Below are 26,080 nucleotides of genomic sequence, written 5' to 3' on the forward strand. Positions count from 1 at the left end.
TCTGTCTTTGTTTGTTCAAATTTTTTTAAGCTATTATTTTTTCACATAAATTTTTAGACTCTACAATAGGCCAATCTTCTTGATGCAAGTGACTTTCTCCAACAGCACTTTCATACAGTAAGTATATTTGTCTTGCGAGTGAATTTACTTGCTCACTTTTCACTTGTTCTAAATTATTGGTAATCAGTCTTGCTACGATGGCAATAAAATCATTTTTTTGAGATTGAATTTCATTACGAATCATCTCGTTATCTTTTGGAATTTCCGAAACGGTTTTAATACACCAACAGCCATTAAAATCTTTATCTTGATAAAACAGTTGAAGGAAATCGAATATCGCTAGGATTTGCTCTTTTCCTTTTGGTTTAGACGTTGTAAAAGTTTCAAAATCTTCTAGAAAATTGATATTCTTATGCTGAAGATACGCCAGACAAATATCTTCTTTAGATTTAAAATGATTGTATAACGTTGCCTTAGCAATGCCTGCTTCCGCAATAATTTGATTGATACCTGTAGAATTATACCCATTCTTATAAAATAAAAATGAGGCCGTTTCTGTAATTCTATTTTTTACTTCGGCATGTTTCATAGTGCAAATATATAAATAATTTTAAAAACAGACAAGTCTGTCTGTTTTTTTCTTCTATTAAATTAATAAAATGAAAAAGAGACTTAATTTCTCAAATTGCATTTAAAAAAAGCACGCAAACAATAATTTTAAGAACCGCACCACTAGTGATTTAAGAAAGTGTTTCTAATACGTTTATATTAACTATCTTTAAACTCTTCTTTGATTTTTTTTCTCAACTTTGATGACCAGTATAACTACCATTAAAATCATTAAACCTAAGCCTAACATAGTAGAAATACTTTCAGCTGGCTCGTACACCAAACCAACTAATCCAAATACTGAAAGTAGCAGTCCGTATTTTATCATTTGTTTAGAGGCATATATCTGTGCAAAATCCCATCTCACTTGATTTTTCATAGAGCTTGCCGTTCTATAGCCATAGATTCCGTTAATCTTCTTTGGTGGAAATTTATACATAACCAATCCTACAACGCAAAAAATAAGTCCGCTGCTAAAAGGAATTAAAAATAATGGATTTTCGAACAACATGTTATTAATTTCTATTTAGGGTTTTTAACTATAGTATAAACACTTAATTTATAAATAAGTCATAGTGAGAATATTTTACAGCAATGTTAGCAAGTTGACATTGACCAAACAATTAATTAAACAAGGTGTTAACTCGCGTTAATTATTTAATTGCGTCTTCGAAAGTTGGTCTTTTTCGTTTACCAGAAATAACGTCATTTATAACTGCTCTAATGTTTTTATTTACCGCGTCATTAAACTTTAATTTAATCGCATTGTCTATAGTATTTTTGGCTTCTTGGTCCTTATTTGCTACAAGTAAATTCATTGCATGATTGCCCATCAATACAGGATCATTGGGTTTTCTTTTTAAAGATTCCGAAGAATAATACAATGCTTTTTCAATATCTTTCAAATGCATAGCTTCCAATGAGGCTTCCATAGCAATGGAATGATTTTCCAATTCAATTTTACAGGCATTTTCTAAATGTTCAAGAGCTTCAGAATGTCTTTCTAATCGTTGAAGCGCCTTGGACATTAATATCATACTTTGCCAATGTTCAGGAATTATGGCAAGACATTTTTCAAATTCTATTACAGATTCTTCTAGTCTTGATTTTTCTGATTTATTTAATTTTTTAATATGGTATCCGTCAAGCAAGATCAATCCTTCTTGTTTATTTCCTGCTCGTTCAAATATGTCATTAAACTCTTGAAATTTATTATCCTCTATTTCTTGTTCATCAATCTTGTCATAGATTGTTCCGTTCATGAGATTTTCAATTTCTTCTGGAATTAATTCCTTTACATAGTTTGAATAAGGATTTAGGATAAATGTTACTCCTTCTGCAATACGAAATAAATCCTGGCCTTTTAGACTCACATAAGGAACTTCCTCTTTAATTATACCTTTATCAAAAATTCTATTTGTAGAAGTAAAAATTGGTATTTGTCCTTCTTCAAACGTTACAAATCGCACAGTTGTTTCCTCTTCCAATGTTTGAATTCCTTCTTCCGAATTCATATGTTCGGCGGTCAAAACAAACAATTGACTCCATAATAATTTTTGATAAAATTCTTTTTGCGCAGCTATTTCTTGTGTAGCTCGCAAGAAAATTTTCTCTAATTCATTTTCTGGAAATGTTGAGTCAGTTGTCTTCTTCTTAAATATATCAAATATTCCCATGCGTATTGTTCCAAATTGAAACTAACGATTTTATGTATAGCTAGTGACGTGGTTAAGCAACTAATTTATTAAATAAATCTTAGATAGAATATTCTGTAGAAATATTAATAAACAACTTACAATGATTGCATGAAACAAGGTGTTATCAATAGCAATTGTTATTGTAACCTAAACCTTTTTCTAAGATTCAATAAAAATCCATATTTAGAAGTTAAATCCGAGATAATTTTGTCTGAAGAATTTTTGTTTATCATATAAGAAATCTAATTCAACTTATACATTATATCATGCTCCTTCAAACTATTTAAAAGTTGTTGCGAAATCTTAACTTTGTTTTTTCGGCTTGGCATCTGTACTTTTATCTTTTCAGCATTATCATAGACCACAAAATTTAAGGTTTGATTGCCTTCATGGAATTTTATTAAGTCATACAACACAGAAACTGTCTCCCTTTCTAAATCTTTAATATTTAATTGAATCGATAACTTTTTAGCATAAGTATCCATCACATCATGCAACAGCTGAAAACTATTAAACTGAATCCTTGGATCTCCTTTTTTACCTGTGTCTCTGTTTACCCAACCTTCTCGTACAAAGGCTCTGACATACACAAAAGAGTTAATGACAAAGAAGTGTCTAAACTTTAAATAATCTTCTCCAAAAATTCGAAATTCAAAACTATCGGTATAATCTTCAATCGTAAAAATTGCCCAACCTTTCCCTTGTTTACTCACACGATGTTGTACATCGGTAACGACACCTCCAAAAGTGACTTCCTTATTTACAATAGACTCCAAATCATTAAAATGCGCTACGACTCCGTTGCAAAAGGTTTTCATTTCAATATTAAAATCATCGAGTGGATGACCAGATATATAAATCCCAACCACTTCGCGTTCTCGTGATAATTTCTCCATTGTTCCCCAATCTTCACAAGGTGGCACTACAGGTTCTGCGATCTGAACATCGCTAGCCGCACCAAACAAACTGACTTGTGCCGAGTTCTCATTTTCTTGATGTTTAGCTCCGTACTTAACTGCTTTTTCTAAAAAGCTAACACCATCACCTTCGTCTGCAAAATATTGCGCTCTGTGGGTATCTGCCCAACAATCAAAACCGCCTGCATTCGCCAGCCCTTCAAAAGCCCTTTTATTGGCAGCACGTAAATCAATACGTTTGGCAAAATCGAAGATAGATTTATAGTTTCCATCTTCTTTTCTGTTGTCTACAATCGTTTGAACAGCTCCATGACCAACACCTTTTATCGCTCCCATTCCGAAACGAACTGCATTATCTTTATTTACTGAAAACTTGTAAAAACTCTCATTAACATCGGGTCCTAAAACCGGTAATCGCATCCGTTTACACTCTTCCATAAAGAAGGTTACGGATTTAATATCATTCATGTTATTGGATAAAACCGCAGCCATATATTCTGCAGGGTAATGCGCTTTTAAATAAGCCGTTTGGTAAGCAATCCATGCATAACATGTAGAGTGCGACTTGTTAAAGGCGTAACTCGCAAAGGCTTCCCAATCCTTCCAGATTTTTTCTAACTTTTTAGCGTCTAAACCTTTTGCACTTGCTTGTTCAATGAATTTTGGTTTCATCTTATCCAAAACCGCAATCTGCTTTTTACCCATCGCTTTCCTCAAGACATCGGCTTCACCTTTGGTAAAATCAGCCAACTTTTGAGACAGTAGCATTACTTGCTCTTGGTAAACCGTAATTCCGTAGGTTTCCTTAAGGTATTCTTCCATTTCTGGTAAATCGTATACAATCTCTTCATCACCATGTTTACGCGCAATGAAACTTGGAATATATTCCATCGGACCAGGACGATACAAGGCGTTCATGGCAATTAAATCATCAAAAACCGTAGGTTTCAGATTCTTCATGTGTTTTTGCATGCCAGGCGATTCATACTGAAACACACCAACTGTTTCCCCACGCTGGAATAACTCGTATGTGGGTACATCATCTAACGGAAAATTCTCCGGATCGAGTAAAATATCGTGCTTAGCTTTTACAAGTTTAACCGTATCTTTAATTAAGGTTAAGGTCTTTAATCCCAAGAAATCCATTTTCAACAATCCTGCATCTTCTACAACAGAGTTATCAAATTGGGTAACATATAAATCGGAATCCTTCGCCAGCGCTACAGGCACATAATTGGTAATATCTCCAGGGGTAATGATTACGCCACAAGCATGAATTCCGGTATTACGAACCGAACCTTCTAAGATTCTTGCTTGGTTAATGGTTTCGGCTTGTAAATCGTCACCATCAGAAATATTGAGTAATTCATTAATTTTCTCTAAATCTTCAGCTCTAAATTTACTTGCTAATTCCTTTTCCGAAAGTCCAAAAATCTTGCCTAGTTTAGACATCAACGGAATTAACTTCGCAATGTGATCGGCTTCATTTAATGGTAAATCTAAAACTCTGGCGGTATCTCTAATTGAAGATTTTGCAGCCATGGTTCCATAAGTAATAATCTGCGCTACTTGGTTTGAACCGTATTTATCAATTACATATTGCATAACACGACCACGACCCTCATCATCAAAATCGATATCAATATCGGGCATACTTACACGATCTGGATTTAAGAAACGCTCAAAAAGTAAATCGTACTTTATAGGATCAATATTGGTAATCCATAAACAATAGGCGACCACCGAACCTGCTGCAGATCCACGACCAGGACCAACGGAAACATCCATTTTTCGAGCTTCGCGAATAAAATCTTCTACAATTAGGAAATAACCTGGATACCCTGTTTTTTCAATAACGCTTAACTCAAAATCAAGACGTTCTTCAATGGCTGGTGTAATCTCGCCGTAACGTATTTTTGCCCCTTTGTAGGTTAAATGTCTTAGAAATGCATTTTCACCACGTTTACCACTATCGGCTAAATCTTCTTCAAATTTAAATTCTTCAGGAATATCGAAAGCAGGCAATAATACAGCTCGCGCTAATTCATAAGGCTCAATTTTATCGACTACTTCTTGAATATTTACAATCGCTTCTGGCACATCTCTAAAGAGTGCTTTCATCTCCTCTGAAGACTTAAAATAATATTCTTGATTTGGTAAACCGTAACGATAACCACGACCACGACCAATTGGCGTCGCCTGTTTTTCACCATCTTTTACACACAGTAAAATATCATGCGCATTGGCATTTTCTTGATCGACGTAATACGTGTTGTTCGTTGCTACCAATTTAACATCATGCTTTCTTGAAAACCCAATCAAAACAGGATTTACACGATTTTCATCTTCCTGATTGTGACGCATTAATTCTATATACAAATCATCTTGAAAGGTTTCTTTCCACCATAACAAGGCTTCTTCAGCTTGAATTTCTCCAACATTTAATACCTTACTTGGTACTTCACCATACAGATTTCCTGTAAGGCAGATTAAATCTTCTTTGTATTGCTCAATCAGTTTTTTATCAATTCTCGGTACGTAATAAAATCCATCGGTAAAGGCTGCTGAAGATAATTTTGCCAAATTATGATAGCCCTTTTTATTCTTAGCCATTAAGACAATTTGATACCCATTATCTTTTCGGGTTTTGTCTGCATGGTTTTCACATACAAAAAACTCACAACCAATAATTGGTTTTATGATTTTACCTTTCTTTTCTAATCCCGCTTCCTCTGCCTGTTTATGTTGTGATTTAACTCCTTTGTTATGATTGGAAACTGCCGTTACAAAGTGAAAGGCTCCCATCATATTTCCATGATCCGTCATCGCAACAGCTGGCATATTTTCTCTGGCTGCTGCAGCAACTAAATCTTTAACACTAATGGTGGATTGAAGAATGGAATATTGTGAATGATTATGTAAATGGGCAAAATCGACATCTTTTATTTGTGATGCCGCTTCTTTATCTACTACTGTTGGTGTGGCTTGTTCTTTTTGAAGTCGTGCGTTAATTTTAGCACTTTCCTTCTTAAGATTTATATGTTTTAAACCAATGAGTTGGATTTCTGCAGGGTTTTCTTGCGTGAAATTCTCAAAATATTCTGGCTCTACATCTAACTGCTCTTTGGTGTATTGTTTACGTCTTATTAATTCTAAAAAACAACGTGTCGTTGCTTCAACATCGGCTGTGGCATTGTGTGCTTCAGAAAAGGGTTTATTAAATAAATACTCATGTAACTCCGTTAAGGTTGGTAATTTAAACTTTCCATAACGTCCACCTGGTAATTGACACAAGGTTGCTGTGTGCTCGGTACAAGTATCTAAAACGGGTAATTCTTGAAGTGGATTTGTAACGTTTTCACGTACAAATTCTGCACCCATAATATTTAAATCGAACTTTACATTTTGCCCGACAACAAATTTAGTTTTAGCCAAAGCCGCATTAAATTTCTCTAAAACTTCAGAAAGTGGAATGCCTTGTTCTTGGGCTAATTCGGTTGAAATACCATGGATTTTTTCAGCATCATAAGGAATATTGAACCCATCCGGTTGTACCAAATAATCTTCATGCTCAATACAATTCCCCATACCATCGTGCAATTGCCACGCAATTTGAATACATCTTGGCCAATTGTCAGTATCTGTAATTGGTGCATCCCAACGTTTTGGTAATCCTGTGGTTTCGGTATCGAATATTAAGTACATGCGTTGTTCTGTCGTTTATTATTAAATGGTGTATTTTACTGCAAGGTCACCAAAGCGTAAAACACTTATAATCAGCAAATATTACAATTATAGCTTTCAAAAAGTTAGCTTATAAAATTACATAGAATTTGAACTTTTCTCAAGTGAAATTACAAAGAGTTTTGAACATAAAAAAAAGCGTCACTCATAATGAGTAACGCTTTAATATTTTTATATAAGCTTTATTTATGCTTGTAAATAATCTGGCACTCCGTCACCATCGGTATCGACAGCATCGTCAGGATTACCATCACCATTTGGATCTGCATTTTCGTTAATGGTTAACAATGTATCTCCATCATCATCATTATCTAAATAATCGACATCTCCATCTCCATCTGTATCTGCAGGATTACCATCTGCATCTTTAGCTTCATATTGTGTTAATACACCATCACCATCATCGTCATTATCTAAATAATTTGGAATGCCATCACCATCTGTGTCATCATCTTCAAGATCATCATTTCCATTAAAATCTTCATAAGCATCTGGTACTCCATCTCCATCCGCATCACCACAATCCAAACCATCTATTGCTGCCTGAATACTACCATCCACATCTCCACAAATTTCAATTTGCTCTTGTAAGTAAAGTAAATATTGTGCACATTTTTCATTAAAATTACCAATAGTTGCAGTAATATATTGCGAATTTGCTTCTACCACATTAGCCGTAGCAATCTCACAAGAAATCTGACAATCACCTAAACCATCTATAATAGCTTGCAATGATCCATCTGAATCTCCACAATATGTACGCTGTTCAGTTAGCGCGTTTGAATACGCATTACAAGCTGCTAAATAAGCATCTCTATTTACAAAATCTAAATCGGAAGCAAAAGTCGCTTCATAAGCCAACAATGCAATATCAGCTGCGATTTCTACATCCATACAAGTTATTGGGTTTGCCGGAAACTCACCAGAAATCAAAGGCACCTTATAAAAAATACCATTTGTAAATCCCACTGAATTTAATCCAGAAGCATCAAATGCTAAAAATCTATACGTTCCTGTGAAGGTTTTGTTGACAACATCTATTTCTTGAATAATAATTTCACCTAACTCAGGGTATATTGAAACACTTTCATCTGGTTTATTAATTGTAGAATATGTAGTTCCAAAACCATCAATATATTGTGCCTCAATAACATCTATGTCACCGACAATAAAAGTTGATTCGATTACTGACGGCACTGTAAGTTTAACAGATTCAGGACCATTAGTTCCTGTTATGGTTAAAAATCCATTAATTCCAATACTTGCCGAAAAGCCTTTTGCCCTCCAAAGCTCATTCTCACGATCTCCTTGAAAAGCAGGTGTATTAAATTGCACTTCATCACCACAGCTAAAAACTGTTAAAAAAACAAGAGATAAGAGGATTAGTTTTTTCATCATTTAAAAATGTGTTTTATCTATGCTTCAAATATAACGAAACAAGAATGTCAAAAGTATAATAATTTTTAATAATGAGCGTAACTCTGATTCTTCTTTTAGCTAAAGTAAGCGTGTTATAAGTTAAAGTGATTTATTTCACTCAGTTATAAAAAATAATAGTATCTTTGCGCCCTCATTAATAACAGAGGTCGAGAACCTCATTAATTAATTATTATGCCTGTAAAAATTAGATTACAAAGACACGGTAAAAAAGGAAAACCTTATTACTGGATCGTAGCAGCGGATTCTCGCGCTAAAAGAGATGGTAAATACTTAGAGAAACTAGGTGCTTACAATCCAAACACAAATCCTGCAACTATCGAATTAGATGTTGACGGAGCTGTACAATGGTTGCAAAATGGTGCACAACCAACTGACACTGCAAAAGCTATTTTATCTTATAAAGGAGCAATGCTAAAAAACCATTTAGCTGGTGGAGTTAGAAAAGGTGCATTAACAGAAGAGCAAGCTGAAACAAAATTCAACGCTTGGTTAGAAGAAAAAGCAGCTAAAGTTGAAGCAAAAACTGATGGCTTATCTAAAGCTGATGCTGATGCTAAAGCTAAAGCATTAGAAGCTGAAAAAGCTGTAAATGAAGCACGTATTGCTGCAGCAACGCCAGTTGTTGAAGAAGAAGTAGCAGAAGATGTTGCAACTGAAGAAACAGCAGCTAACGAAGAAGAATAAAAAATAATTTTTTTATACTTTTAACCCAGACTATTTTAGTCTGGGTTTTTTTATACCCAAAATGTCACATCGAGCGCAGTAGAGATGTATTTTAGTGTGACATGTATTTTTTTTCTCAACTGCACACAAACTTACAACTAGTAAAATGAAAAAAGAAGACTGTTTTTATTTAGGAAAAATTGTTTCAAAATATAGCTTTAAAGGAGAACTTCTCGCGAAGCTAGATACTGACGAACCTGATTTATATGATAATCTAGAAGCTATATTTATAGATCTTAGAGGGAACTTGGTACCTTTCTTTGTGGAATCATCACAATTACACAAATCCGATTTACTACGTTTAAAATTTGAAGACGTCGATACTGAAGCAGATGCTGATGCCTTAATAAAGACCGAATTATACTTACCATTAGATTTGCTTCCTAAACTTGAAGGTGATAAATTTTATTTTCATGAAGTTATAGGTTTCACAATTAAAGATACCAATTTTGGAGACGTAGGTATTCTTCAAAGTATTAATGACACTACCGCCCAATCTTTATTCGAAATTGACAGAGATGGTATTGAAATCTTAATTCCTATGAATGATGAATTTATCGTAAAGGTCGATCGAGAAAACAAAACGATAGAGGTTAATACTCCTGAAGGACTGATTGATTTGTATCTTGAAGAGTAATTGCGTATACTATTAAAACAGATTACTGCCTTCACAAGAATGAAAAAACATGAATAAGCCATTTCAATTCAAACAATTCACAGTCAACCAAAACCGTTGCGCTATGAAAATTGGCACAGACGGTGTATTACTTGGCGCATGGGCTTCAGTTGATAAAAATCCATTTTCGGTTTTAGATATTGGTGCAGGCACTGGAGTTTTAAGTCTAATGATAGCACAACGTAGCAGCGCTGAAACTATTGAAGCCTTAGAAATTGATGCAGATGCATTTGAACAATGTGCCGAAAATTTTGAAAATGCGCCTTGGGCAGATCGCCTGTTTTGCTACCATGCATCATTATTAGAATTTGTTGAAGAAATGGATGACGAATACGACCTTATTATTTGTAATCCACCTTTCTACTCAGAAGACTATAAAACAGACAACAAATCTCGGGATTTAGCACGTTTTAATGACGCCATGCCGTTTGAGCATTTAATTTATGCTGTGGCTAATTTACTTTCAACCGATGGTCTTTTCTCCGTTGTGATCCCTTATAAAGAAGAGGTTAAATTCACAGAATTAGCTTTAAAAGCTGGTTTATATCTTAATCGCGCTCTTCATGTTAAAGGAAATCCTCAATCTGAGATTAAACGCAGCTTACTAGAATTTAGTTTCAAGCAACAAGAAGTTAAAACTTCAGAATTAATTATAGAAACTGCTCGTCATCAATACACAGAAGACTACATTAATCTCACCAAAGATTTTTATTTGAAAATGTAATTCTATTGTTGGGCAATGATAACGTTTTCGTTACTTTTGTTGAACTTATAAAATAACACCTTCTGTTTTGATATATTCTCAAAATTTAGAAGTTATAAATAACATAATAAGAATGAAACCAGATTTATTCGAAGCACCAGATTATTACAACCTTGATGAATTGCTAACGGAAGAGCATAAATTAGTGCGAGATGCTGCAAGAGCATGGGTAAAACGCGATGTCTCTCCTATCATTGAAGAGTATGCTCAGAAAGCAGAATTCCCTAAACAAATTATAAATGGTTTAGCTGAAATTGGAGCTTTTGGGCCATACATTCCTGAAGAATATGGTGGAGCTGGCTTAGATCAAATTTCTTATGGTTTAATAATGCAAGAAATTGAACGCGGAGATTCTGGCGTAAGAAGTACTGCATCTGTTCAATCGTCTTTAGTTATGTATCCTATTTGGAAATATGGCAACGAAGAACAGCGAAATAAATATTTACCAAAATTGGCTTCTGGTGAATGGATGGGGTCATTCGGACTAACAGAACCAGATCATGGTTCTAATCCTGGAGCTATGGTAACTAATTTTAAAGATATGGGAGATCATTATCTTTTAAATGGTGCAAAAATGTGGATTTCTAATGCTCCTTTTTGCGATGTTGCTGTCGTTTGGGCAAAAGATGAAACCGGACGAATACATGGATTAGTTGTAGAACGTGGTATGGAAGGTTTTTCTACACCAGAAACACATAACAAATGGTCACTTAGAGCATCTTCTACTGGAGAGCTTATTTTTGACAATGTAAAAGTCCCAAAAGAAAACTTATTACCTAATAAATCTGGATTAGGAGCGCCATTAGGCTGTTTAGATTCCGCACGTTTTGGTATTGCTTGGGGAGCGATTGGTGCTGCAATGGATTGTTACGATACAGCATTGCGTTACAGTAAAGAACGTATGCAATTTGGAAAACCCATTGGACAATTTCAACTACAACAAAAGAAGTTAGCGGAGATGATTACCGAAATCACTAAAGCACAATTATTAGCTTGGCGACTTGGCGTGATGCGAGAAGCAGGCACTGCAACTTCAGCACAAATATCAATGGCAAAGCGTAATAATGTAGAAATGGCTATTACTATTGCACGTGACGCTAGACAAATGCTAGGTGGTATGGGAATATCTGGAGAATACAGCATTATGCGTCATTCTATGAACCTCGAAAGTGTAATTACTTATGAAGGAACTCACGATATACATCTGCTTATCACAGGCTTAGATATCACTGGCTTAAATGCTTTTAAATAGTGGAAATGGCAGCATAAGTTTTAATATCCTTTTATTAAATGACTTTCGACATGTTTTAAAATTCTTTTGAGCCCTAAATTTGCTTTAAATTTTGATATATTTAATATCTTAAAGTTTAAAGTGTTATGAAGGAAACTAGAAATGAATTAATTCAATTTATCAACTTACAGTTAGCAGCTATTGGGCAGCCTACTTTTAAAGATGCAAAAAATAGTGAAGAAAAGTTTTGTGATCCTAAATTTGAATTACTTTCAAATGGGCTTATCAGAAGTTTACGCGAAAAATCACGACTATTAGCTAGTCATCATTGTCCTGTAGATTCAAGGATTCAAAATTTTATAGATGATTATCTAAAAGATATTACTATTGATAAATCATTTGTTATTCCAAATAACACTCTAATTCTATCCAAAAAAGGACAAGCTAGAGAAGCAAGTTTACCACCTGACGGTATTTCATTTGAAAGTGATTTAGTAACCACAAAACGTATAAAACAAGGCATTTTAAACAATCCCTTACACGATAAACGAACAACGAAAGGGACGTTTCATATTGTTGAAGGGCCATTACCTGTGCCTTTAGATAAACAAGAAGTGCCCAAAATTGTATTAGCCCATTTTTTACATGCAGCCTTTAATCCTTCAGATGACTTAAAAATACTCCCATTCACATCTCATCAAGAAGAGAAAGCAAAAACGATGGTTTCTATGTTGCTGCGACCTGTAGTTTCCCCTGAAGTAAAAGGTATTCTTTCACAAAAATCTTTAGAAGTTCGGTTTTTTGCACCAGGTAATTTAGTAAGTAATTTAGATTTTGTGGAATCTATTTTCGGCAATGCTGGCGATCCTAATTTAGCACATAATGATGCTGCCTTAGACCCAGAACATTGGACAGGACATACAGGTTGTATTGTTCTAGCTCCTCAATTATTAACACTAAAAAAGAAAGATGTAGGACTTCCACATTATAATGATGCTACAGACCGTCAGAAAAAAGATGGCATGTGCTGGACCAACGAACATGAACTTTATAATGATGGTGGCGCCTTTAAAATTACGTGTAGAGACGAAAGAGGTGTTGTAGTCACATTAATTGCAGACAACTATTTTGGCTATTCTAAAAAAGAAATAAAAACGCAAATCAGTTACTCAGCAAATCTATTTGGCCTAGCCGAGGAAGAACATGCAGGTGGTGCCATAGCCTATGCTAGACGTGTTATGGGTGAAACTGTTGATTGTACTGATTATTCTAAATATTACGGGCTAGATCATACTTTTGAAGATATTAAAACTTTAATAGCAGATCGTATTGAGGTTATGCCCGAAAATTATGCTATTGATAAAACATATCCGAACATTATCTATATTCCAGAATCTTCTTTCTTTAACACAGCAACTAACAGCATCACATGGAATTATAAAGGCAAGGAACAAAAACTTACCTTATCTCCTTTTAAAACCTACATTCATCCCTCAGGAAATAAGCTAAAACTAGAAAAACATAAATCCATTGATTTGTGGCGTATGATTGAAACCTATCCCGAAGGTGTATTTTGCCACAAACCCTGTACAGTTTCTGGAGGTGGTAAATCTGAGATTTCAAAATCAATGCAAAATGCTATTACTTATAACGCCTTCAACATTCATAATATAGATGAAGATTTTAAGAAAGCAGATGAGATAATTGAATTCAATTATTCAACCCGATGGAAAGTTAAAGTCCCTAACAGGCCAAAATCAAGATCTTTCTTAAGTGAAAAAAGAACCTTAGGCTCAGCCGTAAAATTATTAACCCCTAACGAAGAAAATTCAGATGAATTCAATGAATTTTTAAAAAACATTCCTGTTCATATTCGTTCTTTAGTATTGTTTGTAAAACGTCTATTCAGACAAGCTCATGGAGCAAACCTTAATTGGAAAGACATGATGTCTGTTGAATTCATTAATGGTGTTAAAGGAACGGCTTTAAACTACAATCATACACCAGTAGTTGGTAGTTACGTAAGAATCGGCTTTAATCAAAAAGGCAATTGGATGCTTAATAAATTACGTTCCGATTTTTCGGCATGTGAAAAGATTCAAACAGAAGACGATATTACAGCATCTATCACCCTTCCAAATGAACGCTTTAAAAATTTAAATCCAGAATACCCTAACAAAAGTGTCAAAGTACTAACTAACTGTGAAGCGCATTTATTCCAAAGACCCGATGAGGCCATTGTTAGAGGCTATGATAAACTGGCAGAATTAGATATCATTTCAGATGGTAGATTCTTAACCAATTATGAAATGTTAACTAAATCAGATGCTGTTGCGATTTATGAAGACACGATTAATTACGATAAATACACGCAACCTGTAAAAGATTTTATCAAGGAAATTATTGATTCTAATGATGACGAAATTCAGTTTGTTTTACCTTCTCACCCAAGAATTGTAGATGGTGAACCAACCAAGAATCCGCGTTATTTAGAACCAAATATTTTCTACAAAGAATCTGAAGCTACCTATATTTCAGATATAGGAGTTCGTTTAGGCAGAAGAATTAAACCTGAAGATCCAGTTATTCATGTTGTAAATGCTGTTTTACCTGGCAGAAGAAATAACCCAGCAGATCGTGAAGCAGGCATCAGACCTTTAGCAGTTTATAACCCAATTCATTATCAGGAAACTCCTGAGTTGTTTATGGACTTTATTTGTAGTCTAACAGGTAAATCACCTTCCACAACAGGTGCAGGATCTGAAGGAGCATTAACAAAAGCTCCCTTTAATATGTTAACTCCAACAACCGATTTAAACAATGCTTTATTATCGCATATTCTAACAGAATCTAACGGATTTAGCACAGCTGCAGGCTACGTTGGTGCAGAAAACAAAATAGACCACGATGTGAGTTTATTAATCCCTGAGATTTGGGCGAGAATGGCACCTGAAGATAGAGACCCTAAAAACCTAATAGCCAACAGATCTTTAGAAAAACTTGAAGATTTTGAACATAACGGTAAAAAAGTTTTAGCGAGTCGTTTAGGATACAGAATAACCAAAAGGTTTTCTCTATTATGTTTAAATAGATTATTTGACGAACCTACAGCGGTTTTTAATGAGCGCATGTTAAAGCCTGAATTGCAAAATTTAGAAGATTATGTAGATGGGATTAACAATATTGTTGAAGCACAGCAGAAAGTGGCTTTAAACTATTTTGAAGATGGCAGTATTGAAGCTGCGATTCCGCCACTAAAAATTCTGTTAAACATTATGGCTTATGGCCATTACGAAGGTAAAGCTATTAGTGATCCTGAATTAAGACACTATTTTGACAGAAGTTATGTTGTGAATTCAGATTGGTACAAGGAACGATTAGTATTAAAACAGCAGAAGGATATTGCCTATTACGGATCTCAAATAGATTACTTAGAATCGTTTATCAATAATCCAAACAATGATATCTTAGTCGATGACATGCAATTAAATTCGCGTTTAGATACAACTCAAAAACTATACAACGACGTCAAATCCACTGATTATATTAACCGCTTAGTTGGCACAATAGGTGTTGATCCATTGTATAAAAAATAATAGTTTTATTAGCTATTTATAAGCCAGCGCTTAACTAAATAAACTTTAATTATGAAAATGCTTCTCAATAAGAGAAGCATTTTTTATATTACAAAAACCTATATGGCACTATAATCGTATATAGACTATGAATAGATTAGCTGAAACATTTTTTTACGGATTATTTATGATTCTCACGTGCTGCACCAGCGAGACTATTAATTCAATAGAAGAAGAGGACGATATTATAGAAGACATTATTGAGGACGAAGAAGAGGAACTAACCGATCCACAAACCTATAACATTCTTGCTCTCGGTGACAGTTACACCATTGGACAAAGCGTTTGCAACACCTGTCGTTTTCCAGAGCAATTAAAATCCGAGTTAATAACTGAATTTTCAGTAGACGATACTTTTAACCTTGATATCATTGCGCAGACAGGTTGGACGACAACAAATCTAACTAATGCAATAACAATTGAAAACCCTGAAAACAATCATGATTTAGTCACACTTTTAATCGGTGTTAACAATCAATACCAAGGCAAACCATTTTCATTATATGAAACTGAGTTTCCTGCTTTAGTTTCAAAAGCGATTCAATTGGCTAAAAACGATAAAGATAATGTAATTGTGGTTTCTATTCCAGATTATGCATTTACACCATTTGGTCAAAATAGTAGTAATTCGGGAACCATTTCAGAACAAATAAATCAATACAATACGTTTGCTGAAAATTATTGTAATCAGCAAAATATAACATTTGTAAATATTACGGATATTACACGGGAAGGCTTAAATAATCCTAATCTAGTTGCATCAGACGGTTTACATCCATCATCACTGGCTTACTCATTATTTGTAGATCGTTTACTTCCCATTGCTATTGAAAAAATTGAATAAGATTTACTACTTTAGTTGAAACATTTTTCATGTCCTCAAAAACGAGATTAGATCGCGCTTACAATACTGCCAAACGTCTTAAGTTTGACGATACTTCAAAGATTATTTTATTTAGCGATTGTCACAGAGGAGATAATAGTTTTGCAGATGATTTTGCCAATAACCGAAATATTTATTTTCATGCCCTAAGACATTATTTTCTAGAAGGTTTTAGCTATTGTGAACTTGGAGATGGTGATGAGCTTTGGGAGAATCTATCTTTTGAGTCTATATTCAGTGCGCACAAAAACGTGTATATGTTGATGAAGCAATTTCATGATGAAAACCGTTTGCACATGATTTGGGGTAATCATGACATGGTGTATCGTGACCCAAAATATGTAGAAAAACATTTGAATACTTTTTTCGATCCAAAAACAGGTAATGATGAAGATTTATTTTGTGATATTAAATACCATGAAGGCATTATTTTAGAACATTCAGACACCAATCAAGAGTTATTTTTAACCCATGGTCATCAAGCCGATTGGTGGAATTATCTATTTTGGAAATGGAGCCGGTTTATGGTTCGTATCCTATGGAAACCGTTGAATGTTATGGGAATTGCAGATCCTACAAGTCCGGCTAAAAATTATACAGAACTCATTAAAATAGAAAAAAGAACCAAACGCTGGATTATTGAAAACAACAATTTAATCACCATTGTTGGCCATACACACCGACCGCGTTTTCCAGAACCTGGAGATATTGCTTATTTTAATGATGGCAGTTGTGTTCACCCAAGAAGTATTACTGGACTTGAAATTGAAAATGGTGAGATTTCATTAATTAAATGGCAAATTATAACGTCTGAAGATGGTAATTTGAAAATTGATCGTTTTTTATTGGAAGGACCAACAAAGTTAGCTGATTATAAAACAGAGTAATCTATTTAAGAAAGATAGTAATTTCAAAAGTAAAAAAAACCTTATCAGCTATAATAATTTAATACTTGTTTTTCTAATTGGTTTTATGAACAAGAAACTTCTTAAAAACCATTGATAATTAATTTCTTACATTTGAGTCAAGCTATTAATAACTCGACAATGAAACTCTTTTACCTACTTCTTATTGCAATTCTTTCTATACAAACCACACAATCCCAAATTATTGACATTCCAGATGCAAATTTTAAAGATGCCTTACTCAATCAACCCGTTGTAGACCAGAATGTCAATGGTGATTTTGGCTCTTATGCTGACACAAATTTTGATGGGGAAATACAAGTAAGTGAAGCTGAAGCGATTGTTTCACTTAACATTTCTTTATTTCAAATAGCATCTCTAGAAGGAATTCAGCACTTCACAAATCTTGAAGTACTAGATTGTAATAGAAATAGCTTAACAACTTTAGAGCCTTTAAGCGGTTTAAGTAGTTTATTGAGTCTAAATTGTGGATGGAATCCTTTGGCCTCTTCAGAAAGCATAAGTGCGTTAACAAATCTTAATTGGTTAACATGCGATGAAAGTGATTTAACGGAATTAGATTTAAGTTCATTTTCTAATCTAACCTTTTTAGATTGCAGTAAAAACAATATTACGTCTCTAAATCTTACAGGCGCAAATTCTATTGAAACGCTTAAGTGTTTTGATAACATGCTTACAAGTTTAGACGTAACTAACCTTACTACATTAAAGTATATTAGCTGCAGCGTAAATCAAATTACCCAATTAGATGTTAGTGCATTAGTAAATTTAGAAGAGTTACAATGCACTAGCAATAACTTAAGCTCTTTAGATGTGAGTGGTTTTGAAAACTTAACCCATCTAATATGTCGATACAACTCGCTAAGCGATCTTAATATCTCTAATGCTACAAATCTCACCTTTCTTGATGTAAGATATAACGAGCTATCCTCGCTGGATCTAAGTGGATTTGAAAACCTTGATAGCGTAAGAATTAATGATAATAACTTAGTATCATTAGATGTTTCTGAATCATCTATAGAATCTCTTTACTGCCAAAACAATCAATTGAGCACTTTAGATATTACACTTGCTCCTAACATAAGAATACTAGATTGTAGCTCAAATAATTTAGCATCTCTATTTGTGAAAAATGGTATTGACCAAGTATCTTTAGGTATTTCTGGGAACCCAAATCTAGAGTTCATTTGTGGAGATAACTTTCAACTAGAAGATATTCAAAACAAATTAGATTTGCTAGGTTACAACACTGTTGTAAACTCTTATTGTTCCTTTAATCCTGGAGGCACTTATTTTACTATTAGCGGCAATAATATTTTAGATTTAGACGCTAATGGTTGTGATGTCAGCGATATGCCTTTTCCTAATTTAAAATTCTCAATAGATAATGGAACAAGCATGTACCAACAAATAGCCAATGATTCTGGTAACTATGAATTAAATGTTGAAGAAGGCTCATATACTATAACTCCAATATTAGAAAATCCAGACTATTTTTCCATTTCACCAACAAGCATATCTGTAGATTTTACTTCTGAAACAAGCCCAATTATTCAAGATTTTTGCCTTATACCAAACGGAACATATTCAGATCTTGAAATCACACTTATACCTTTGAACAATGCAGTTTCAGGCTTTGATGCTGACTACAAGTTAATATACAAAAACAAAGGAACTACCATATTATCTGATGTTATAGATCTTACATTTGAAGATGATGTCTTGAATCTTACTTCTGCCGATCCACTGCCAGATGTTCAAATTGAAAATACACTAAACTGGAATTTCACTAACCTATTACCACTAGAAGAAAGAACCATTTTTTTTACAATGCATTTAAATAACCCTATGGAATCTCCTGCTTTAAATGCTGGTGACATATTAAATTTTGTAGGAGTCATCAATCCAGTTAATGGAGATCAAACTCCAAATGACAATGTTACAACCTTAAATCAAACCATTTTTAATTCCTTTGACCCAAATGATAAAACTTGCCTAGAAGGTTCTATTATTACGCCAGACTTAATTGGAGACTATGTTCATTACCTTATTCGTTTTGAAAACATTGGAACAATAAATGCCACTAACGTTGTAGTAAAAGATATTATTGACACCACTAAATTTAACTTAGAATCATTGTTTTTAATCGATGCTAGTCATGAATTTGATATAAGGATCGAAAATAATAGCATCGAATTTATTTTCGAAAACATCAATTTACCTTTTGACGATGCTAATAATGATGGTTATGTTGCATTCAAATTAAAAACACTTGACACTTTGGTTGAAGGTGATATGTTTGAAAATGATGCTGAAATATTTTTTGATTACAATTATCCTATCGACACAAATATTGCACAGACAAGTATAGAACAGTCATTAAGTTTAGTGGATCATCAAACTGTTAACCTCGAAATTTATCCAAATCCTGTAAAAAATATATTAACCATCAAAGCAAAATACCCTATACAATCTATTACAATTTATGATATTTCAGGTCGTCTGATTGACACTGTGTTAGCTTTAAATGAAAGCCTATTTGAATATGACTCTAGTGAACTCTCGCGAGGTGCTTATGTTGCTAAGATAAAAATGGATAATGGAATATACGTTAAGAAGATCGTTAAAGAATAGTTTCAATTATAACTACGAGATTAAGCGATTATAGGACGAATTGAATTTGAAAAACTAAAAATTTATAATTACGACAATGAAGAACTTTACACTTTTTCTACTTATCTTATTATTCCCCGTTAAGCAAGATTTTAAGATTAATTTTAATTTCGGAAAAGCAGATAATTCTGAAACGTTTCAAGCCAAAAACCAATATTTAAATACCATTGATTTTTCAAAATATAAATTCAACACTTCAGACGGAAAACAAACTAACATAACATTAGAAGAAGAGAAAATTTATATTTTAGATTTTTGGTATTTAGAATGTGCACCTTGTGTAAAAGACCATGAAGTTATTGCAGAATATATTGATACTAAAAAGAATAAAAAAATTGAGGTTATTGGAATGTCTATTGACAGAAGTAAAAGCAAATGGGAGACCTATTTAAAAACACATCAATATAATTGGACTAATTATAACCAATTTGGTTTTAATGAAACACTTTATAAAAATTTAGAAATACAATTATTTCCGACTTATATAGTTGTAAATAGTAAAGGAAACATACTTCATAAATCTAATCGATTTAAACACGCTTTAAGTTTTGTAGAAGAAGCTAATCTAGTAACAGACTAACCAAACTGATTATTTTAGAATAAAAATTCATGGAATTATCAGAAATGTACTTCTGGATGATAATTATTATTTGTGGGGTTTTGAACGTCCCCATAATAGTTTTGACTGAAGATTTGAAAACTAAAAACAGATATAAGAAATACCTTAAAATTTCTTTTATTATTGGTCTAATTGGAATAATAATGCTTTTAACTGATTGGAATTACCTCTGTGGTTACCAGTGTTTAGTGTATACGTTCTCGCCATTTGTAACATTACTCATCTGCAAAGCTGTAATGATATTATCTAAAAAAATCACCAAAAAAGAAGGTTTTCAGATATATAGAAAACAACAAATTATTGGTACCTCTAAAATAGAACTCTCTGACGGAATTTATCAAAAAAATAATGGAGATTTAAAATATGGAGGATATTATAGTTGGTATACTTCTTTTATATCAGCAACACCTGTTATTATTCTATTTATAATATTAATTATTATAAGAGAGAATACGTGTTGATTTAATTATGAGGTAACTTTGTTCTCAGGAATTTAAGATTCAGGAGCCAATTCCACTTCCAAACCTTCCATCTCTGGTGTCATTTGAATTTGACAACCTAAACGCGAATTATCCTTTACATAAAACGCTTCAGACAACATCGCTTCTTCATCGTCTTGCATTTCCGGTAATTCAGTATCGCTTAATACATAACATTGGCAAGAAGCACACATAGCCATACCTCCACAGATGCCGATGGTGCCTTCTGGAGCTAGCTCGTAAGAACGAACTACCTCCATTAAGTTCATAGCCATGTCTGTAGGAGCTTCAATTTGATGCTTTACACCTTCTCGATCTATAATCGTAATATTTATATCTGCACTGTCCATTAGTCTATTGCTTTTACCACTGCCTTTGGAGCTTCTTTACGAGTTCCATCAAATCCATTAACACCAGCAACAGTAGTATATTTTAAAACATAGCGTTTTCCTGGATTAATAATTTGATAAGCTGATTGACACATTAATGTAGCTTCGTGAAATCCACAAAGAATCAATTTCAATTTTCCCGGATATGTATTTACATCTCCAATGGCATAAATACCTGGTATGTTAGTTTGATAATCTAATGCATTATTAACTTTTATGGCATTTTTTTCAATCTCTAGTCCCCAATTCGCAATAGGTCCAAGCTTAGGAGATAATCCAAACAAAGGAATAAAGTGATCGCATTCTACTTCAAATTCTTTTTCAATATGTTGCGCTTGTTTTACAACGATAGCTTCAACCTTATCATCACCAACAATTCCAGTAACTTCAGCTGGAGTGATTAAATTTATTTTTCCACTATTTTTTAATTCTTGAACTTTTTCTACAGAATCTAAATGACCTCTAAACTCGTTTCTTCGGTGAATTAAGGTCACGCTTTCTGCTATATCACTTAAAAATATACTCCAATCTAAAGCCGAATCTCCACCACCAGCAATAACCACCTTTTTACCGCGATATATTTCAGGTTCTTTAATCATGTACTCAACACCTTTATCTTCAAAATCGGTGATGTTATGAATTAAAGGTTTACGTGGCTCAAAACTTCCTAAACCACCTGCAATAGCAACCACAGGAGCTTGGTGTTTTGTACCTTTATTAGTGGTAACGATAAACGTACCGTCCTCTTGTTTTTCTATGGTTTCTGCACGTTCACCTAAAGTAAATCCAGGTTCAAACTGCTTACATTGCTCCATTAATTTATCCGTTAAATCGCCTGCTAAAATCTCTGGATATGCAGGAATATCATAAATCGGTTTTTTCGGATAAAGCTCTGTACATTGCCCTCCTTGTTGTGGTAATGCATCAATTAAATGACATTTTAATTTTAAAAGTCCGGCTTCAAAAACAGTAAAAAGTCCAGTTGGACCAGCCCCAATAATAAGTATATCTGTTGTAATCATCTAGTTCCTGCGAAAGCAGGAATCTAAAGACTACTGCTTTATTTTTTTATATTAAAAACCTACAAGATTTGTAATTCGACACCTCTCAGTTACCATCTTATAGGTTAAATTTATTTACAATTACAAAACTACTAATGTGATTTTAATCGGAATGTGATAAATGTCACATTATTTTTCAACATTAATAACTTTTTCGATTTGTGGTGCGTATTTTTTAATGGTCATCTCTACACCAGACTTTAAAGTCATTTGGTTAACACTGCAAGATGTACAAGCACCAACTAGTTGTACTTTTACTAGTCTATCATCCTCGATAGATAATAAATTAATATCACCACCATCACTTTGTAGAAAGGGACGAATTTCATCCAATGCTTTTTCTACGTTTAATCTAATATCCTCTGAATTCATTTTAATTCTTATTATCCTCATTCTTTCCACTCTAAACGAGAAGAAAATTAATGACTAATTATTTTTTAGCGGCAGAGCAACCTGCCATGGTTGTAATCTTTATTGCTTCCGTAGCTGGTAAGTCCTCATTTCTATTAACCACTTGTTGAACAACATCACGAGTAATGGCTTCAAAAGCAGCTTCAATTGGCGTTCCGCTTTGCATTGCTGCTGGTCGTCCTAAATCACCAGCCTCTCTTATACTTTGAATCAATGGAACTTCACCTAAAAACGGTACTTTTAAATCTTCCGCTAAATGCTTGGCTCCTTCTTTTCCAAATATATAATATTTATTATCTGGCAGTTCTGCAGGTGTAAAATACGCCATGTTTTCTATGATTCCTAAAACAGGCACATTAATACTATCTTGTTGAAACATGGCTACTCCTTTTTTAGCATCGGCTAAAGCTACGTTTTGCGGTGTACTTACCACAACAGCACCTGTAATAGGCAAAGCTTGCATTATACTTAAGTGAATATCTCCTGTTCCTGGAGGTAAATCGAGCAATAAGAAGTCTAGTTCTCCCCAAGCGGCATCAAATATCATTTGATTTAAAGCTTTAGAAGCCATTGGGCCTCTCCATATCACCGCCTGGTCTGGTTTTGTAAAAAATCCTATAGATAATACTTTTACTCCGTAATTTTCTACAGGTTTCATCTTAGACTTACCATCCACGTTTACAGATAGAGGTCGCTCGTTAGCAACATCGAACATAATTGGAATAGACGGTCCGTAAATATCTGCATCCAAAACACCGACTTTAAAACCCATCTTAGCCAAGGTAACAGCCAAGTTTGCGGTTACTGTAGATTTACCTACGCCTCCTTTACCAGAAGCCACAGCAACAATATTCTGAATACCAGGAATTGCTTTTCCTTTAATTTCATTTTTTGGTTGTGCTGCTTGTGCATCAACTTTTACATTGACTTTTATCTTCGCTTTTTCATAAACTTCTCTATGAATAGTTTGTAAAATTTCAACTTCGGTTTTTTTACGTGCTTGAAGACTTGGGTTTTTTATTGTAATATCTACAATCACCTCATCAGCAAAAGTAACGACGTTTGTTACAGCTCCACTATCTACCATGTTTTCTCCTTCTCCCGGTGCTGTTATGGTTTTAAGTGCGTTAAGTATATCTTGTTTTATTAGTTTCATATAAATGATAAGACTAGAGAAAATAAAGACTAGAACTTAGACTCAAATTTCTCTTATTAAGATTAATTCTAAAAGCAAAGGTACTTAGAATAGTTTAGAATTAGAACTTCATAAATTGAATTGATTTATGACTGAATTTGATTTATAAATAAGAAAGCAGATTTGTAATTATCAAGTAAAACTACTCACTAAGGAATAAGCCACTTAATTTTCTTTTCAATGTAATAGAGTCTTTATGTTGAAAATTAGATTTTGTTTGATTTACAATGAATTCAGAATCAAACTGACTATGGTTTATACAACCTTCAAAGATGTTTGAATAATATATTTTATTAAACGACATCAACTTAACTCTCAATTTAGTCTTGTAATTACCGTCATATCTTTTCACTGTTGAAAACATAAAATGTTTAGGCTTCAATCTATAATCCTCATGACCTGTACCACACAAAAACTTGTATTGTTTTAAATACTCGATTGGTTTCCATTCCTCATTTTCATCTTTTGCTTCCAATAACATAAACAAATCTTCAACTATAGGTTTTTGTATTATTGTTTCCTGATTGCCAAAATTATAGATATAAACAGGAAACGTGTTATAATGAATTTTACGCCTTTTTTCTAATTCCTTTGTTAGCTCCTCTTCATATTTATTTATTGATAAAGTATCATAAACAGATGAATTTATTTCGTCGTTGACATCAAAACTTGAGTTACGAATTATTGGTGGAGGTGGCGGAGGTGGTGGAAAACTTAAAATATTAAACTCATCGGTATGAAATTTAATTTTACGATTATGAACAAAGACTTTTATGCTATCGTGACTATTTAAGGCAATACTATTATCTGTATAATCTGAAGATTTATATTTAACCTTAAAATTCATATCTAATGAATCCTTTAAATTTATGGCATAAACTATAGGTGTAGAACGTAACATCGATATTGACTCCTCGGTTATTACAGAATCACATTCTTTTGGAGTTATAAAAGGCAATGCTATAGTGTTTTCATTCTTATGACAAGACGTAATAAAAATGAATATTATAAGCAGTTTCTTCATATAAACATTTCAGCAAAAACCACATTTAAAGTTCCTCAGCAGGATCCCAATACACAGCATCTAAATTCTGAATTTGATTATCAACCACCTCAATGCCTTCACTTTCTAAAAGCTGTTGCATTAAATTAGTGCCTTCAAAATGATGCTTCCCTGTTAATAGCCCCTTTCTATTGACAACTCTGTGTGCTGGCACATCTTTTCCATGAGAACCATTCATCGCATAACCTACAATTCTGGCGCTTTTACCAGCACCCAAATATTTTGCAATAGCGCCATAACTAGTTACTTTTCCGTAAGGAATTTTCTTTGCGATCTCATATACTTTTTCGAAAAAACTAAGCGTTTCAGGTTGCATTTAGAATTCCTTTAAAATATTAATTAATGTAACTAATGAAACAAGACCTGTGATAATACCAATACTAAGATTCATGCTTTTTTGAGACGAGAACTTGCTATCTTTTATCTTATCAAAAAAGAAAATATAAAAATATAACATAACAAATGTTCCGGTTGCTGCTCCAGTCACATAGGTAACAATACTTAATTTCTGAAAATCCATCCAACCAAAAGATACTAAAGTAATGGTCATATAGGCTTGGTATGGAATTGGAAAAATATTTAGTGCAGACAACAACATACCATGTAATAATCTGCCGTGTTTACTTTTTATTTCAGTCTCTTCTTTTACTTCTTCCTCTTTTGAAGCTAAAACTAAAAAATATATGGTAATTAATACAAATATCACAAAAGCCACACGTCTTAAGATCTCTACAATATCCGCATGGTTAGACAAATATCTTGCAAAAATAGCCGCTACATACGTTTGAATGTAAACTACAATACAAACACCGGTAGAAAACATAATACCACGACCTGCGCCTTCCTTTAAACTAATTCTTGCTGCTGTCATATTTAACAATCCTGGTGGAATTACACCAATCATAGCGACAAAAAGTCCAAGAAAAAAAATGACAGTAATACTCAA

At 33.5% G+C, this 26,080-nt stretch carries 22 protein-coding genes; 10 read left to right on the forward strand and 12 right to left on the reverse strand.

The annotated features are described in order from the left end of the window. Positions 1-25: 25 nt before the first annotated feature. The 5 genes from HM992_RS01610 to HM992_RS01630 form a co-directional block, all read right to left on the reverse strand. Complete coding sequence (locus HM992_RS01610; protein WP_179318395.1) at positions 26-589, reverse strand: TetR/AcrR family transcriptional regulator; 564 nt, start codon at positions 587-589, stop codon at positions 26-28. A gap of 189 nt (positions 590-778) precedes the next feature. Further along, positions 779-1,120 (reverse strand): SdpI family protein, encoded by a 342-nt coding sequence (locus HM992_RS01615; RefSeq protein ID WP_179318397.1) that lies wholly within the window; start codon positions 1,118-1,120, stop codon positions 779-781. Between the two features lie 142 nt (positions 1,121-1,262). After that, positions 1,263-2,285: an SseB family protein gene (locus tag HM992_RS01620; RefSeq protein ID WP_179318399.1), complete on the reverse strand. Its 1,023-nt coding sequence runs from the start codon at positions 2,283-2,285 to the stop codon at positions 1,263-1,265. 263 nt (positions 2,286-2,548) lie between these two features. Then, positions 2,549-6,928: a DNA polymerase III subunit alpha gene (gene dnaE / locus HM992_RS01625; RefSeq protein ID WP_179318401.1), complete on the reverse strand. Its 4,380-nt coding sequence runs from the start codon at positions 6,926-6,928 to the stop codon at positions 2,549-2,551. Between the two features lie 225 nt (positions 6,929-7,153). Next, on the reverse strand, positions 7,154-8,365 hold the full coding sequence (locus HM992_RS01630; protein WP_179318403.1) for a DUF6252 family protein: 1,212 nt from the start codon (positions 8,363-8,365) through the stop codon (positions 7,154-7,156). A 213-nt stretch (positions 8,366-8,578) separates the two neighbouring features. Between HM992_RS01630 and HM992_RS01635 the strand changes: the two genes are divergently transcribed. The 10 genes from HM992_RS01635 to HM992_RS01680 all read left to right on the forward strand — a co-directional run bounded on the left by HM992_RS01635 (position 8,579) and on the right by HM992_RS01680 (position 20,997). After that, the gene (locus HM992_RS01635; RefSeq protein ID WP_178986732.1) at positions 8,579-9,091 is read left to right on the forward strand and encodes a 30S ribosomal protein S16; all 513 of its coding nucleotides are present in this window, start codon (positions 8,579-8,581) and stop codon (positions 9,089-9,091) included. 145 nt (positions 9,092-9,236) lie between these two features. Then, a complete protein-coding gene (gene rimM / locus HM992_RS01640) occupies positions 9,237-9,767 on the forward strand; it encodes a ribosome maturation factor RimM (protein ID WP_179318404.1) in 531 nt (176 codons plus the stop codon). 49 nt (positions 9,768-9,816) lie between these two features. Beyond that, on the forward strand, positions 9,817-10,530 hold the full coding sequence (locus HM992_RS01645) for a tRNA1(Val) (adenine(37)-N6)-methyltransferase (RefSeq protein WP_179318406.1): 714 nt from the start codon (positions 9,817-9,819) through the stop codon (positions 10,528-10,530). Positions 10,531-10,642: 112 nt separating this feature from the next. After that, positions 10,643-11,821, forward strand: coding sequence for an acyl-CoA dehydrogenase family protein (locus HM992_RS01650; RefSeq protein ID WP_179318408.1), 1,179 nt, complete (start codon positions 10,643-10,645; stop codon positions 11,819-11,821). A 125-nt stretch (positions 11,822-11,946) separates the two neighbouring features. Further along, the gene (locus HM992_RS01655; protein ID WP_179318410.1) at positions 11,947-15,396 is read left to right on the forward strand and encodes a hypothetical protein; all 3,450 of its coding nucleotides are present in this window, start codon (positions 11,947-11,949) and stop codon (positions 15,394-15,396) included. 127 nt (positions 15,397-15,523) lie between these two features. Next, positions 15,524-16,279, forward strand: coding sequence for an SGNH/GDSL hydrolase family protein (locus HM992_RS01660; RefSeq protein WP_229720426.1), 756 nt, complete (start codon positions 15,524-15,526; stop codon positions 16,277-16,279). A 29-nt stretch (positions 16,280-16,308) separates the two neighbouring features. Further along, positions 16,309-17,205 carry a metallophosphoesterase family protein gene (locus HM992_RS01665; protein ID WP_179318412.1) on the forward strand — a complete coding sequence of 299 codons (897 nt, stop codon included), beginning with the start codon at positions 16,309-16,311 and terminating at the stop codon, positions 17,203-17,205. Positions 17,206-17,364: 159 nt separating this feature from the next. Further along, positions 17,365-19,878: a DUF7619 domain-containing protein gene (locus HM992_RS01670; RefSeq protein WP_179318414.1), complete on the forward strand. Its 2,514-nt coding sequence runs from the start codon at positions 17,365-17,367 to the stop codon at positions 19,876-19,878. Positions 19,879-19,954: 76 nt separating this feature from the next. Further along, a complete protein-coding gene (locus tag HM992_RS01675; protein ID WP_179318415.1) occupies positions 19,955-20,497 on the forward strand; it encodes a TlpA family protein disulfide reductase in 543 nt (180 codons plus the stop codon). Positions 20,498-20,679: 182 nt separating this feature from the next. After that, positions 20,680-20,997, forward strand: a complete 318-nt coding sequence (locus HM992_RS01680; protein WP_179318416.1) for a hypothetical protein — start codon at positions 20,680-20,682, stop codon at positions 20,995-20,997. Positions 20,998-21,029: 32 nt separating this feature from the next. On the opposite strand, the gene HM992_RS01685 is transcribed toward HM992_RS01680, so the two are convergent. The 7 genes from HM992_RS01685 to HM992_RS01715 all read right to left on the reverse strand — a co-directional run bounded on the left by HM992_RS01685 (position 21,030) and on the right by HM992_RS01715 (position 26,080). Further along, positions 21,030-21,365, reverse strand: coding sequence for a 2Fe-2S iron-sulfur cluster-binding family protein (locus HM992_RS01685; RefSeq protein WP_179318417.1), 336 nt, complete (start codon positions 21,363-21,365; stop codon positions 21,030-21,032). Further along, a complete protein-coding gene (locus HM992_RS01690) occupies positions 21,365-22,426 on the reverse strand; it encodes an NAD(P)/FAD-dependent oxidoreductase (RefSeq protein WP_178986721.1) in 1,062 nt (353 codons plus the stop codon). Before HM992_RS01690 ends, HM992_RS01685 begins: the two co-directional genes overlap by 1 nt. A 168-nt stretch (positions 22,427-22,594) precedes the next feature. Further along, positions 22,595-22,837 (reverse strand): NifU family protein, encoded by a 243-nt coding sequence (locus tag HM992_RS01695; protein WP_178986993.1) that lies wholly within the window; start codon positions 22,835-22,837, stop codon positions 22,595-22,597. A gap of 58 nt (positions 22,838-22,895) precedes the next feature. Then, positions 22,896-24,032, reverse strand: a complete 1,137-nt coding sequence (locus HM992_RS01700; protein ID WP_178986720.1) for an Mrp/NBP35 family ATP-binding protein — start codon at positions 24,030-24,032, stop codon at positions 22,896-22,898. Positions 24,033-24,213: 181 nt separating this feature from the next. After that, positions 24,214-25,095, reverse strand: a complete 882-nt coding sequence (locus HM992_RS01705) for a hypothetical protein (RefSeq protein ID WP_179318418.1) — start codon at positions 25,093-25,095, stop codon at positions 24,214-24,216. Positions 25,096-25,120: 25 nt separating this feature from the next. Beyond that, positions 25,121-25,450, reverse strand: a complete 330-nt coding sequence (locus HM992_RS01710) for an MGMT family protein (protein WP_179318419.1) — start codon at positions 25,448-25,450, stop codon at positions 25,121-25,123. Then, positions 25,451-26,080: a LysE family transporter gene (locus HM992_RS01715; protein WP_178986717.1), complete on the reverse strand. Its 630-nt coding sequence runs from the start codon at positions 26,078-26,080 to the stop codon at positions 25,451-25,453.

Origin of the sequence: Winogradskyella helgolandensis (assembly GCF_013404085.1) — a bacterium.
Taxonomy (GTDB): Bacteria; Bacteroidota; Bacteroidia; order Flavobacteriales; family Flavobacteriaceae; genus Winogradskyella; species Winogradskyella helgolandensis.

What these genes read in the sequence shown, in the direction of transcription:
- HM992_RS01610 (WP_179318395.1), bottom strand. Translation starts at nt 589, where the DNA reads ATGAAACATGCCGAAGTAAAAAATAGAATTACAGAAACGGCCTCATTT.
- HM992_RS01620 (WP_179318399.1), bottom strand. Translation starts at nt 2,285, where the DNA reads ATGGGAATATTTGATATATTTAAGAAGAAGACAACTGACTCAACATTT.
- HM992_RS01665 (WP_179318412.1), top strand. Translation starts at nt 16,309, where the DNA reads ATGTCCTCAAAAACGAGATTAGATCGCGCTTACAATACTGCCAAACGT.
- HM992_RS01615 (WP_179318397.1), bottom strand. Translation starts at nt 1,120, where the DNA reads ATGTTGTTCGAAAATCCATTATTTTTAATTCCTTTTAGCAGCGGACTT.
- HM992_RS01675 (WP_179318415.1), top strand. Translation starts at nt 19,955, where the DNA reads ATGAAGAACTTTACACTTTTTCTACTTATCTTATTATTCCCCGTTAAG.
- HM992_RS01710 (WP_179318419.1), bottom strand. Translation starts at nt 25,450, where the DNA reads ATGCAACCTGAAACGCTTAGTTTTTTCGAAAAAGTATATGAGATCGCA.
- HM992_RS01690 (WP_178986721.1), bottom strand. Translation starts at nt 22,426, where the DNA reads ATGATTACAACAGATATACTTATTATTGGGGCTGGTCCAACTGGACTT.
- HM992_RS01660 (WP_229720426.1), top strand. Translation starts at nt 15,524, where the DNA reads ATGAATAGATTAGCTGAAACATTTTTTTACGGATTATTTATGATTCTC.
- rimM (WP_179318404.1), top strand. Translation starts at nt 9,237, where the DNA reads ATGAAAAAAGAAGACTGTTTTTATTTAGGAAAAATTGTTTCAAAATAT.
- HM992_RS01655 (WP_179318410.1), top strand. Translation starts at nt 11,947, where the DNA reads ATGAAGGAAACTAGAAATGAATTAATTCAATTTATCAACTTACAGTTA.
- HM992_RS01630 (WP_179318403.1), bottom strand. Translation starts at nt 8,365, where the DNA reads ATGATGAAAAAACTAATCCTCTTATCTCTTGTTTTTTTAACAGTTTTT.
- HM992_RS01695 (WP_178986993.1), bottom strand. Translation starts at nt 22,837, where the DNA reads ATGAATTCAGAGGATATTAGATTAAACGTAGAAAAAGCATTGGATGAA.
- HM992_RS01680 (WP_179318416.1), top strand. Translation starts at nt 20,680, where the DNA reads ATGCTTTTAACTGATTGGAATTACCTCTGTGGTTACCAGTGTTTAGTG.
- HM992_RS01635 (WP_178986732.1), top strand. Translation starts at nt 8,579, where the DNA reads ATGCCTGTAAAAATTAGATTACAAAGACACGGTAAAAAAGGAAAACCT.
- HM992_RS01705 (WP_179318418.1), bottom strand. Translation starts at nt 25,095, where the DNA reads ATGAAGAAACTGCTTATAATATTCATTTTTATTACGTCTTGTCATAAG.
- HM992_RS01645 (WP_179318406.1), top strand. Translation starts at nt 9,817, where the DNA reads ATGAATAAGCCATTTCAATTCAAACAATTCACAGTCAACCAAAACCGT.
- HM992_RS01670 (WP_179318414.1), top strand. Translation starts at nt 17,365, where the DNA reads ATGAAACTCTTTTACCTACTTCTTATTGCAATTCTTTCTATACAAACC.
- HM992_RS01650 (WP_179318408.1), top strand. Translation starts at nt 10,643, where the DNA reads ATGAAACCAGATTTATTCGAAGCACCAGATTATTACAACCTTGATGAA.
- dnaE (WP_179318401.1), bottom strand. Translation starts at nt 6,928, where the DNA reads ATGTACTTAATATTCGATACCGAAACCACAGGATTACCAAAACGTTGG.
- HM992_RS01685 (WP_179318417.1), bottom strand. Translation starts at nt 21,365, where the DNA reads ATGGACAGTGCAGATATAAATATTACGATTATAGATCGAGAAGGTGTA.
- HM992_RS01700 (WP_178986720.1), bottom strand. Translation starts at nt 24,032, where the DNA reads ATGAAACTAATAAAACAAGATATACTTAACGCACTTAAAACCATAACA.